Genomic DNA, 12663 nt, shown 5'->3' on the forward strand with positions numbered 1-12663 from the left:
TGTGCGGCCGTGCGCCGATCGATGCGCGCAGAGGGATAGTTATGATCAATGACGCATAGTGGGTATGAACCTGCTGGCTGCTGTACGGATTTGATGCCCCCATAGTCCGACCCCCCGCGTCCACGTGGATCTTTGGAGGTGAACCGCCGTGGCACTCTCGATTTCGGCGGTGGTGCTGCTGGCGATCATCGTCTTCCTGCTCGTCAAGAAGTCGGGACTGAAGGCGGGGCATGCGATCGTCTGCATGCTGCTCGGCTTCTACCTCGCCTCCTCGACCGTCGCTCCCACGATCAACGAGCTGACGACGAACATCGCGGGCATGATCGGCAGCATCAAGTTCTGAGCGTCGGCCTTTCCGGCCGGGGTCCGAGGGAAGACCCTGGCCTCGGCCGGAAGCAGTGCCTCTTCTGCCCGATGCCCCTTCTGCCCTCATGCCTCGTCTGTCTTGATGTCCGGCTTTCCCGAGTCGGATTCCGTAGGCTTGCCGGGCCGGGCACGAACGAGGGTCGAGGGGGCGGCACGTGGACGATGAGAGCGTGGACAGGCGGCTTCGGGAGCAGGCGAAGGCCTCCCCCAACTTCGGTCGCCTGTACCAGCACCAGCCGCTCCTCGCCATCTACGGCTCGCAGGCCGAACTCACCGTCCTGACCAATCCGAACGCCGCCTACGTCAGCGCCGGTCAGTTCGGCGAGGTACTGGCCGAGGAGTTCGTCACGCGGACGGGCACGCGTGTCGAGGGAACGAACCAGGTCGACCGCATCAACGCCCTCACCCGAGCAGGTGTCCTCGTCGGTTGGAGCCGCGACGCGTTCCACAAGTTGCGCCGGGGCCGCAACGAAGCAGCACACAACCACCTCTTCGACACGACCATGGCCCTTGAGGCCCTGAAGCTGTGCTGGCAGCTGGGCGACCTCTTCGACCGGGCCATGGGCGGCACCCGCGCGGTGACCGCGTTCGTTCCACCCACCCTCCCCACCGAGACGCCGGAGACCGACCCGCGGGAGATCGCCGAGCTGCGCGAGGCGCTGGAGGGGCACCGACGTACCCTCGCCGAATCCCGCGTGAAGCTGTCTGAGGTCGGCGACCGCCTTGAGGCCGAACGCCGGGCCCGTGCCGAGGCCGAGCGGATCATCGCCAGCGCCGAGCAGGCCAAGACCGCCTACGCCGCCCAGGTCGAGGAGCTGCGGGTGCAGGTCGCCGAGCTACGGGTGGCGCACCAGCAGCGCTACAACCGCGAGCGGCTCAAGCCCCGCCCGGTGGCCTCCGCCGCCCGTGACGCCATCGTGGAGCGCGCCCAGCGCCCCGCGCCGCTCAACGAGGTGCAGGCGCGGAAGAAGATCGACGCGATGCTGGGCAAGGCGGGCTGGCTCCTCCAGGACAAGGCGGACGCCAACCCGCTGGCGGGCACGGGCGTCGCCATCCGCGAGTTCACCCTCGCCACCGGCCGTGCCGACTACGTCCTGTATGTCGACGGGAAGATCGTCGGCGTCATCGAGGCCAAGCGGGAGGGCGTGCCCCTCGCCGGCGCCCTCGCCCAGAACGAGCGGTACGCGGCGGGCGTGCTCCAGGAACACGCCATGGCCGTGTGGCGCCGGGACGAGCCCTTCGCCTTCCGCTACGCCACCACCGGCACCGAGACGTACTTCCTCAACCGCGTCGACCCGGACGCCCGCTCCCGCGAGGTCTTCGCCTTCCACCGTCCCGAGACCCTTGCCTCGTGGATGCGATACGCCGACGAGTACCCGCACGCGCCCACCTTCCGGGCGGCCCTGCGCACCGCCATGCCGCTGCTGGAGACCCACGGCCTGCGCATGGCCCAGGTCGAGGCCATCACGGGCTTGGAAGGCTCCCTGGCCACCGACCGGCCGCGCGCCCTGATCCAGATGGCGACGGGCGCCGGTAAGACGTTCACGGCGGTCACCGAGACCTATCGGCTGCTCCGTTACGCGGGCGCCCGCCGGATCCTCTTCCTCGTCGACCGCAACAACCTCGGCCGCCAGGCCCGCGCGGAGTTCGACAAGTACCGCACCCCCGACGAGAACCGGAAGCTCACCGACCTCTACAACGTCGATATGCTGGGCCGCGCCGGTCTTCAGCAGACCTCCTCGGTGGTCATCTCCACGATCCAGCGGATGTACGCCCTCCTCAAGGGCGAACCGCTGGAGGACGGACCGGAGACCGAGGATCGCGAGGACAAGGCCGCCTCACCCCTGGACGAGTCCTACGTGGCGGACGAGCCGATCACCGTCGAGTACAACCCCGACGTCCCCATCGAGTCCTTCGACGTGATCGTCGTCGACGAATGCCACCGTTCCATCTACGGCCTGTGGCGTGGCGTCCTGGAGTACTTCGACGCCCACCTCGTCGGTCTCACCGCCACGCCCACCCGGCAGACCAAGGGCTTCTTCGACAACAACGAGGTCTCGCGCTACACCTACGAACAGGCCGTCGCCGACGGCGTCAACGTCGACTTCGACATTGCCCGGATCGTGACCGACCTGCGGGAAGAGGGAGCCGTAGCGAGGATCGAGTCGGGGACGACGGTACGGATCCGTGACCGTCAGACGCGCAGCCAACGGTACGAGGAACTGGACGAGGACTTCACCTACACCGCCCCCCAGATCGGCCGCACGGTCGTCACGGAGGACGAGATCCGCGCCGTGCTGACGACGTACCGGGACAACTGGAAGCGGTGGTTCCCCGGCCGGGCCGACCTTCCCAAGACCCTGATCTTCGCGGGCCCGTACGACGACCACGCCGACGAGGTGCTCAAGCAGGTCAAGCATGTCTTCGGCCGGGGCGACGACTTCGCCAAGAAGATCACCTACCGGTCCCGCGACAACGGCGACGACCCCGAGGCCCTCATCAACGACCTGCGCAACTCGCCCCGGCTGCGGGTCGCCGTCACGGTCGACATGATCGCCACGGGCACGGACGTGAAGCCGCTGGAGTGCGTGATCTTCCTGCGGCCGGTGAAGAGCCCCGTGATGTTCGAGCAGATGAAGGGCCGGGGCGCCCGTTCCATCGACGCGGACGAGCTGAAGGCGGTGACCCCGGAGGCGGCACCCGACTTGAAGAAGGACCGTTTCGTCCTCATCGACGCGGTCGGCGTCACCGACTCCCCCCTCGTCGACGCCCGTCCGCTGATCCCGGCGGGCGCACAGCGCGGCATCCCCCTGGCCAAGCTCCTCGACAAGGCGGGCACGCGGTCACTGACCGCCGACGAGGCGGAAACCCTGGCCCGCCGCCTGGCCCGCATCGACCGCCAGCTCGGTGAGGACGAGAGGAAGCTGCTGGTCGAGACGTCCGGCGGCACGAGCCTCGCCGACCTGGCTCGCCGCATCACGGACGCGGTGGACGTCGACACCCAGGACCGGGCCCGGCACGAGGGCGGCCCCGAGCTGGCGCAGAAACTGGTCCAGGACGCGGTGGCCCCCCTCACCGCCCGCCCCGCACTGCGCAAGCTCATCCTGGAGATCCGCCACCAGCAGGACCTGACCTACGACGAGACGACCGAGGTCAAGGTCACCCAGGTGCGCGAGATCCCGATGGAGGAGCGCGCGCGGAAGGAGCTGGCCGAGTGGAACGAGCTGCTGGAGAGGGAACAGCGGGACGAGAACGCGGCGATACAGGTCGCGCTGGGCAGCGGGTCGCGGCTCACTCCGGGGGAGGCACGGGCCGCGCTGAAGGAACTCGCCGGCCGTATCAGGGCGACGAAGCGTTCATGGACGACGCCGGTCCTCTGGGAGTACTACGAACAGGTCGGCAAGGCGGCGGCCAGTCCGGGCAAGGAGGCGGGCCTCGGTGACCTGGTACGGCTCATCCGCTACGAGCTGGGCGCGGACGACGAGCTGCGGCCGTACCGTACGGTGGTCGAGGAGCGCTTCGAGGGCTGGCTGCTGCGGCAGCGGCAGGCGGGCGTGGAGTTCACCGAGGATCAGCTGTGGTGGCTGGAGCGGATAAAGAACGCCATTGCTGTCGATGTCGGTATCGAGCCCGGGGACTTCTCCGTCGCGCCTTTCTCGGAGCGTGGTGGTGGCCGGGGCTTCATGCGGGCGTTCGGGGACAAGGACCGGGCGTTGGAACTGTTGGATGAGCTGAATCAGGAACTGGCTTGAGCGTGGAACAAAGCGGGTTGCCGGACTCCTGGTGCTGGGTGTCCCTGGAAGACGTCTTGAGTGAGCCGCTTGTCAATGGTCGCTCCGTGAAGACCATGGCAGGTGGGTTTCCCGTCTTGCGGCTCACTGCGATCGCAGATGGGAAAATTGAGCTTGCCGAAGCGAAGGAGGGCGCCTGGAATGCGGACCAAGCTGCGCCTTTCCTGGTTCGAGAAGGTGACTTCCTGCTGAGTCGTGGAAATGGATCCAAGCGCTTGGTGGGGCGTGGTGGGATGGTGGGGGCGGTGGAGAATCCGGTTGCTTTCCCGGACACGATGATTCGTGTGCGAGTGAATGATGAACTGATTTCCACCTCATATCTTCGATTGCTGTGGGATTCTCTCGTTGTGCGCGAGCAGATTGAGGCGCAGGCGCGCACAACTGCGGGAATTTATAAGGTGAATCAAGCTATCCTCGAGGGGATCTCTCTGCCGCTGCCGCCGCTCGCGGAGCAGTACCGAATTGCCGAGGCGCTCGAAGAGCAGCTGTCACGGCTTGACGCGGCGCGGGCGAACGTTCGCAAGGTCATGCAACGTACTGATGCCCTTCTCGGAAGAGTTACCGATTTCACTGCCGAACTCTCCGTCGGCGCTGACGACCCTGTTGCGCCGTCTCCCGGAGCAGCCGATTCGATTGACGGGAAGTTGCCGCGCATTCCAGTGGGCTGGCGATGGATGCGTCTAGGCGAGCTGGCTGACGTTGTCGGCGGCGTGACGAAGGACAAGAAGAAGCAGTCCGATCCGGAACTTCCCGAAGTTCCATATCTTCGTGTAGCCAATGTTCAGCGTGGCCATCTCGACCTCGAACAGGTCGCGAACATTCGAGTTCCGCCGAAGAAGGCTGAGCAGTTGAGGCTGCAAGACGGCGACGTCCTGATGAACGAGGGCGGTGACCGCGACAAGCTGGGCAGGGGATGGGTGTGGCGCGAGCAGATCCCCAATGCCATCCACCAGAACCACGTATTCAGAGCCCGCATCCATCATGGTGTGCTCATTCCGGAACTCCTTTCCTGGTATGCCAATGGCTCAGCTAAGTGGTTCGAAGAAAACGGGAAACAGAGCACGAACCTTGCCTCCATCAGCCTTAGCAAGATCAAGAATCTGCCCGTTCCTGTACCGCCGCAATCTGAGCAGCGACGCCTTGCGGAACGGATCGAAGAGCGGCTGATCCAACTACGGCACGCCCGCGCGGCCACAGAACGCGCCCTGCTTCAAGCAGCAAAGCTACGGAACGCCCTTCTGCGTAAAGCGTTCCGAGGGGATCTTGTTCCTCAGAACGAAGCCGATGAGCCCGCAGCGACGACTCTCGCACGTATCGCTGTTGAACGGGCAGCGCAGCCCAAGCGTCCTCGTAGGACAACGACCAAGGCCCCGCCCCAGCGAGTCGCAGAGTCGGTCGGCCCGGCCCCCGAACCGACCCCCATCCCCGCCCTCGCCGTACAGCAGGAGTTCGACCTGTGACCGCCCCCGCAGACGCCCAGCAGCCCGCCGAAGAGCCGGTCAAGACGGCCAAGGCGGTCGCTCAGACCAACACGCTCGTCTCCAAGCTGTGGAACTACTGCAACGTCCTCCGGGACAACGGCATGTCCACCATCGAGTACGTTGAGCAGCTCTCCTATCTGCTCTTCCTCAAGATGGTCGAGGAGATCGAGAGCGACCCGTGGGACGGTCAGGACATGAGTGCCATCGTCCCCGCCGAGTACAACTGGCAGACCTTGGTCACCAAGCGCGGTCCCGAGCTGGAGAAGCACTACCGCGCTGTCCTGGAGAATCTGGGCAGGCGTCCCGACACCACCATCGGGACGATCTTCGACGAGGCCCAGAACCGGATCACGAAGCCCGCCCTCCTCGAAAAGCTCGTCGTCGAGCTGATCGGTCGTGAGGACTGGACGATGACCGGGGTCGACCTCAAAGGCGACGCCTACGAGGGCTTGCTTGCCAAAGGCGCCTCGGACACGAAGACTGGCGCCGGCCAGTACTTCACTCCTCGGCCTCTCATCGACGCCATGGTCGACGTCATGCAGCCCGGCCCGGACGACACGATCACCGACCCGGCCTGCGGCACCGGTGGGTTCCTCATCGCCGCCCACGCGTATATCCGCGACCACCACATGAAGACCATGTCGCTGGACGAGCGCAAGGCCTACGACGAGGGTCGCAAGATCTGGGGCAACGAACTCGTCACCGGCACCGCCCGTCTCGCCGCGATGAACATGCTCCTCCACGGCATCGGCAAGAGCGACGGCCCCAGCCTGATCACTGTCGGGGACGCCCTCGCCGACAAGCCCAGCGGCAAGCACGCCACCCTGGTCCTCGCGAACCCGCCCTTCGGCCGCAAGTCCACGATCACCGTGATCGGCCAGGACGGTGAGACCGAGAAGCAGGAAACCGAGTACGACCGCGACGACTTCACCGCCACGACCACCAACAAGCAGCTCAACTTCCTGCAACACATCATGTCGCTTACGGCCGTCGGCGGACGCGCGGCCGTCGTCCTTCCCGACAACGTCCTCTTCGAAGGCGGAGCGGGCGAGAAGATCCGCCGCAAGCTGCTGGACGAGTTCGACCTGCACACCATCCTGCGGCTGCCAACTGGCATCTTCTATGCGGGCGGCGTCAAGGCCAACGTCCTCTTCTTCGAGAAGAAGCCCCCGCGCGCCGACGGCAAGCCGCACACCACCGAGACCTGGGTCTACGACTTCCGTACCGGCCAGCACTTCACGCTCAAGCAGCGCCCGCTCACCCGCGCCCACCTGGACGACTTCGTCACGGCCTACCGGCCGGGTGAGCCCCGCTCCTCACGCGTCGAGTCCGAGGACGAGAACGGGCCCTTCAAGAAGTTCACCTACGAGGAACTGATCGCCCGCGACAAGGTCAACCTCGACATCACGTGGATGAAGGACCCCGCACTCGACGACGCCGACAGCGGCCTGCCACCGGAGGTGATCGCCGAGGAGATCGTCCGCGACCTCCAGTCCGCCCTGAACGAGTTCACGGCCATCGCCCGTTCCTTGGGCGGCGACGTGGACGTGCCGGAGGTCGAGGTCGAGTAGCAGCCGTCAGCCCTTGGATGCGTACGCCACGAAGTCGGCCCAGGCCACCGGTGAGAGCTGGAGGCGGGGGCCGACGGCGTTTTTGGAGTCCCGGATGTGAATGGTGCTGGGGGTGTGGGCGACCTCGACACAGTCGCTCGGATTGCTGCTGTCGCTGTAGCTGCTCTTGAACCACACCAGCGCGGATGCGTCTTCGACAGAGGCCTTGCGGATCATGTCTCTCCCACCAGTTGCTCGACGAAGGCCAGTGACTCCCGTGCAGTCAGAGCCTCGGCCCGGATGATGCCATAGCGCAGTTCGAGGATCCTGACCTGCCTCGGATCATGGACGGGGCGGCCATTGAACTCGTCGTCCATGCGCCCGACCGCCGTACCGTCCTCGAACTTCAACACCTGGACGCGACCTCCCGTTCCAGGATGGTTCCAACGGTCCGTCGGCATCACCTGAATTTCCACGTTTGGCAACTGGCCGACCTCAATCAGGTGTTCGAGCTGACTGCGCCACACCATCTTGCCTCCGACCGGGCGCCTGAGTGTCGTCTCTTCCAGGACGAAGCTGAGCTCAGGAGCTGGCGCACGATCGTAGATCGCCTTTCGAGCCATACGTGCCGCCAGTGCCTGCTCCAACTGGTCTTCCGGGTTCACCGGCCGTCGTGTCCGCAGCAACGCCCACGCGTACTCCTTGGTCTGAAGCAAACCGTGCAGATTGTGATTGCCGTACGAGAGCAGCTCTGCGGCCTTCGCCTCCAACTCCGCCAGGTCCCGCACCTTCTTCGGGTACCGAACCTTTTTCACATCCTCCTTCATCGCCGAGAGCAGCCCACCAGCCCCCAGCACCTCGTCCGCCATATCCAGATACTCGGGCCGTGGGATCCGCTTCCCGGCTTCGATCTTGTACACCATGTCCTCGCCGTACCCCACCGCCTCCCCGAACTCGGCGGCCCGCATCCCCGCGGCCTCCCGCCGCAGCTTCAGCTGCCGCCCCACCGTGGCGGTGACCGCCAGTCCCCAGTCGTCATCCGGGTCCACCTCCCAGCCCGGTTCGTCAGCCTCGGTCTTGAGCCGTGCTACCTCGCCGTTCACCGACATTCCGTGCCCTCCCGTCGTGCGGCCCTGCCGAACCGCCCCTCGTCGCCGTACGGCCCGTCTCGACAAGCCGGGACACCACCGGACAAGACCGGACAGTCACCGTACGCAACCGCTTCGTCACTGTTCACGGTAAGAGCACTCCGCGACGCTGAGTGACGTGAATCAAGAAACCGCCACCCCTGAGGTGCAACTCCGCCCTCCGATCCGCAACTTCAGCGTTCAGTTGTCACCTACGCCCCGCGGAGCCCGCCTCGCCCGGCTGCTCGCCACCGAACAGCTTCGTTCCTGGGGCCTGCCCCTGGACCCGGCGGCGCACCTCGTGGCCGAACTCGCGGCCAACGCCGCCACACACAGCCGGGTCCCCGGCCGGGACTTCCGGGTCACCCTCTACGTCGTCGGCGCCACCTTGCGCATCGAGGTCACCGACACCCGGGGCGACCACCTCCCGCAACTGCACCACCCGCTCCCGCATGCGGAATCCGGCCGGGGTCTCGTCCTCGTCGACACCCTCGCCGACCGCTGGGGCACCGCCCTCGGGCCGTACCCGCGAAAGACGGTGTGGGCTGAGTGCCGAGTCGGCCCACCGGCCGAACGCTGCCGGGCCGAAGAGCCGTAACCCTGCATGGCCGAAACGCATACGCACCGTTGAACGCGCCTGAGAAGCCCCAGAAGATGGTCATGAGCGCCCCGCCTGGCCGATCCACGGGGCCTCCAGGGCACATGACACGGTGCCGGCGCTTCGAGGCCGGTGGGAACGGAGGCTGATCGGTGCTGGCGGGCAGCGGCGCGATCGTGAGCGGTGCCCGATGAGGAACCGTATGCAGGTCGTCCTTCAGATCATGCTGGCCCTGGTCGCCTGCTTACTCGGGATCGCCACCAACTACGCGACCAGTACCGACGACGTCCCCTGGGCGCTGGAGGCCATTCAACGTTTCTCCGTTCCGGCCATCGGCGTGCTGATCGTGGCGCTGGTGGCCGGGCAGGTCGTCGTCTACCGGCTGGAGAACCCCGCGCCGCCTCAGGCCGAATGGCCGCGTGAGAGGGTCCCGTACCCCGGCCTCGACGCCTTCGACGAGGACGAGGCGCCCGTCTACTTCGGCAGGGAGGCACAGGCTGCCGAACTGACGCGCAGGCTGCACGCCACGGCGAGCCATCCCGCCGATCGGTTCCTGGTGCTGGTCGGGGCGTCCGGTAGCGGTAAGTCCTCGCTTGTCAGGGCGGGAGTGATGCCTCGGCTCCGGGAAAGCCGCTGGACCGTCGTACCGGCCTTCGCTCCCGGACCCAGCCCGCTCGGTGCCCTCGCGACTGCGCTGGCGGCGGTCGCAGGCGGGCAGGAACCGGCGAGTGCCGTACTGCGCAGACTGCGCCAGGGACCTGGCGCGCTCCGCGCCGAGCTGTCGCGGCTGCGGGGAGGCCGGTTCCGGCGGATACTCCTCGTGGTCGACCAATTCGAAGAGGTCGTCACCCTGGCGGGGGAGTGGGAACGCGTCCAGTTCCTCGAAGAGCTGCGTGCCTGTGTGGAACATGATCCGGCGGTCCGCGTGCTGGCCACTCTCCGGGTGGACCTGCTCGGCAGGATCCTCGCCACCCGACACGCGGAACTCCTCCAGCACCCCGTGGCCATCGGCACTTTGGGCAGAGCGCAGCTCGCCGAGGTCGTGGAGCGGCCCGGGGCCCTCGTCGGGCTCGGCTTCGAGGCCGGAGTCGTCGACTCCATCGTGAGCGAGACCGGCACGGACGACGCGCTGCCGCTGCTCGCCTATCTCCTCCAGGAGCTGTACTTCGCCTCCGGCCCCGGCGGGACGGTGACCGAGGAGCTGTACCGGCGGCTCGGCGGAGTACCCGGCGCCCTGGCGCGCCAGGCGGACAACACCGTGACCGGGCTCGGCGCGGGCGTGGGCATCGACGCCGTTCTCCGAGTCCTGCTCCGCTTCGTCACCGTCGAGGGGCAGGAGGTGGCCCGCCGCCGTGTACCGCTGTCCGAACTCGACGGACAGGAACGCCATATCGTCGATGCCTTCGTCGAGGCACGGTTGCTGCGCACCGACGCCACCGGTGGCGCCACGACCAACAGCGAGCCCTACGCGCAGGTGACGCACGAGGCGCTGTTCCGCCAGTGGGCCCCCTTGCGGCAGGAGGTCGAGGCACGTGCCGAACGGCTTCGCGAGCGCGCCGAACTGGAACGGTGGGCCGCCGACTGGGAGCGGGCCGGGCGCAGCGACGACTACCTGCTCACCGGGGAGCGCCTCAGCGCGGCCCGCCGCTGGCTGGAGGGCTTGGAGGAGACCGGGCAGGCGTCCCCACCGGCACGTGCGCTCGTGGAGTCCTCTCAGCGCCGCGACCTGACCTTCCTCAGCAGGGTTTCCGACAGCATCGGCCGTCAGGTCCTCCTGAGTGCGGAGGGCGAACCGGAGCGGTCGCTGCTGCTGTCGCTCGCCGCGCTCGGGGAGTGCACACCCACCCCCTCTGCCAGACGTGGCCTGATGGCGGCACTGGCGGCGAGTCACGCCCGGGCCCGGCTCGGCGGGCACACTGACACAGTCCGGCACATCGCCTGGTCCCCCGACGGCCGCATGCTGGCCACGGCGTCCAGGGACGGCACGGCCCGCGTCTACGAGGCGCCGTCCGGACGCACGCTGCTGGTGCTGCCGTGCGACGGCGTCATGGTCGAGTCCGTCGCTTGGTCGCCGGACTCGGCCAGGGTGGCAACCGCCGGCCGTGACCGAGTGGTACGAATCTGGGATGCCGCCTCTGGGGAGCCGGTCCGGTTGCTCACCGGAGCGGGGGACCTCAGCAGGCAGGTCGCCTGGTCACCGGGCGGCCGGCACGTCGCGGCGAGCTCCAAGGATCGGGTCGTCCGAGTCTGGGAGGCCGACAGCGGTCGGGTCGTGCACGAACTGCGCGGGCACAGCGACGACGTGTGGGGTGTGGCCTGGGCGCCGGACGGCGATCGGCTCGCCTCGGCCTCCCACGATCAGACCGCAATCGTGTGGGACTTTACAACCGGGACCGCGGCCCTCACGCTCAACGGGCACTCGGACTTCGTGGAGGGGATCGCCTGGTCACCCGACGGGCGGCTCATCGCCACCGGCTCCGGGGACCACACCGCCCGTATCTGGAACGCCAGGACCGGCGAACTGCGCCTGTTGCTGCGAGGACACACCGACTACGTGTGGAATCCGGCCTGGTCGCCGGACGGGCGGATGCTGGCCAGTGCATCCTCGGATCACACCGTGCGCATCGTCGACACCGAGGATGCCAAGGTCCTGGCCGTGCTGCGGGGCCACACGGACACCGTGTGGGGCGTCACCTGGTCGCCCTGCGGGACCATGCTCGCCACCAGTTCCACCGACGGCACCGGCATGGTGTGGGACCTGCGCCCGCGCGGCGCCGAGGTCGTACTGGCCGACGGACACCGAGGTCCCGTGAATCATGCCGCGTGGTCCAGTGACGGCGACCGTTTCGCCACGGCCTCGGACGACGGCACCGTACGGGTCTGGGACGCGGTCACCGGAGCTCCGGCTGGACCGGTGATCGAGTGGGAGGACCGGGTCTGGTCTGTTGCCTGGGCTCCCCAGGGGGAACGGCTCGCGTTCTGTACGAACGACGGACTGTTTCGGGTCGTCGACGGGCGCGGCAGCACACTGTTCCAGCGGAACGGCGAGGTCGTCGAGGGGTGCGCTTGGTCTCCGAACGGCGGCCGGATCGCCACCGGGGGGCACGACGGTGCCGTGCGCGTCCTGTCCACGCCGGACGGGACCGAGTTGCTGAAACTGACGGAACACCAGGACTGGGTGGGGCGCGTGGCCTGGTCGCCGAGCGGTCGGCTGCTCGCCAGTTGCTCCGACGACCGCACGTGCCGACTGTGGGACATCGTGGAAGGGCGGCAGTTCACCGTGCTGCGCGGCCACGAGAACTATGTGGAGGACGCGGCCTGGTCCCCGGACGAGACGAGGATCGCCACCGCTTCCGGCGACTGGACCGCCGCTGTGTGGGACGTCGTCACCGGGCGACGGATCGACGTGCTGAAGGGACACGAAGGGCGGCTTCGCGCCGTGGCCTGGTCCCCTGATGGACGGCACATCGCCACGGGCGGCGACGATCGCACCGTACGCGTCTGGTCTGCCGCGACGCTTGAAGAGGTCGCCGTCGTCGGTGTGCACCAGGACAAGGTGCTCTCCGTGGCCTGGTCCCCGGACGGCACACGGCTGCTCACGGGATCGGCCGACGGGACGGCGCGGGTATGGAAAGCCGAGCCCGACTACGACCGGCTGGAGGCCGCGGCCCGGGGGAGGGTTTTCCGTACCCTCACCCACGAGGAACGGCGGCAGCATCTGCTGCCGCTCGATCCTGCGTGACGTAGTGA

General features: G+C 67.5%; 8 protein-coding genes. 6 read left to right on the plus strand and 2 right to left on the minus strand.

Features of this window, described 5'->3' with window-relative positions; translation table 11 throughout:
• The first annotated feature begins 148 nt into the window (after positions 1-148).
• From ACFV20_RS01600 to ACFV20_RS01615, 4 genes are all read left to right on the plus strand, one after another.
• Entirely contained in the window at positions 149-343 is a 195-nt protein-coding gene (locus ACFV20_RS01600; protein WP_031103282.1) for a hypothetical protein, read from the plus strand.
• Positions 344-536: 193 nt separating this feature from the next.
• The gene (locus ACFV20_RS01605) at positions 537-4118 is read left to right on the plus strand and encodes a DEAD/DEAH box helicase family protein (protein ID WP_385651120.1); all 3582 of its coding nucleotides are present in this window, start codon (positions 537-539) and stop codon (positions 4116-4118) included.
• A 95-nt stretch (positions 4119-4213) separates the two neighbouring features.
• Positions 4214-5617 carry a restriction endonuclease subunit S gene (locus ACFV20_RS01610; RefSeq protein ID WP_385651278.1) on the plus strand — a complete coding sequence of 468 codons (1404 nt, stop codon included), beginning with the start codon at positions 4214-4216 and terminating at the stop codon, positions 5615-5617.
• Entirely contained in the window at positions 5614-7209 is a 1596-nt protein-coding gene (locus ACFV20_RS01615; RefSeq protein WP_385651123.1) for an N-6 DNA methylase, read from the plus strand. Before ACFV20_RS01610 ends, ACFV20_RS01615 begins: the two co-directional genes overlap by 4 nt.
• A 6-nt stretch (positions 7210-7215) precedes the next feature.
• Here ACFV20_RS01615 and ACFV20_RS01620 read toward each other — a convergent pair whose 3' ends face one another.
• A complete protein-coding gene (locus ACFV20_RS01620) occupies positions 7216-7425 on the minus strand; it encodes a DUF397 domain-containing protein (RefSeq protein ID WP_385651125.1) in 210 nt (69 codons plus the stop codon).
• Positions 7422-8297 (minus strand): helix-turn-helix domain-containing protein, encoded by an 876-nt coding sequence (locus ACFV20_RS01625; protein ID WP_385651128.1) that lies wholly within the window; start codon positions 8295-8297, stop codon positions 7422-7424. Before ACFV20_RS01625 ends, ACFV20_RS01620 begins: the two co-directional genes overlap by 4 nt.
• Positions 8298-8454: 157 nt before the next feature.
• Here ACFV20_RS01625 and ACFV20_RS01630 point away from each other — a divergent pair, with 157 nt between their 5' ends.
• Together ACFV20_RS01630 and ACFV20_RS01635 are read left to right on the plus strand one after the other, a co-directional pair.
• On the plus strand, positions 8455-8913 hold the full coding sequence (locus ACFV20_RS01630) for an ATP-binding protein (protein ID WP_385651131.1): 459 nt from the start codon (positions 8455-8457) through the stop codon (positions 8911-8913).
• A gap of 202 nt (positions 8914-9115) precedes the next feature.
• Entirely contained in the window at positions 9116-12655 is a 3540-nt protein-coding gene (locus ACFV20_RS01635) for an AAA family ATPase (protein ID WP_385651134.1), read from the plus strand.
• Positions 12656-12663 lie beyond the last annotated feature (8 nt).

It is taken from the genome of Streptomyces sp. NPDC059696 (assembly GCF_042733745.1).
Taxonomy (GTDB): domain Bacteria; phylum Actinomycetota; class Actinomycetes; order Streptomycetales; family Streptomycetaceae; genus Streptomyces.

Bases quoted from the DNA above. Each gene is read 5' to 3' on its own strand.
- ACFV20_RS01610 (WP_385651278.1), top strand. From the start codon at position 4,214: ATGGCAGGTGGGTTTCCCGTCTTGCGGCTCACTGCGATCGCAGATGGG.
- ACFV20_RS01620 (WP_385651125.1), bottom strand. From the start codon at position 7,425: ATGATCCGCAAGGCCTCTGTCGAAGACGCATCCGCGCTGGTGTGGTTC.
- ACFV20_RS01635 (WP_385651134.1), top strand. From the start codon at position 9,116: ATGCAGGTCGTCCTTCAGATCATGCTGGCCCTGGTCGCCTGCTTACTC.
- ACFV20_RS01625 (WP_385651128.1), bottom strand. From the start codon at position 8,297: ATGTCGGTGAACGGCGAGGTAGCACGGCTCAAGACCGAGGCTGACGAA.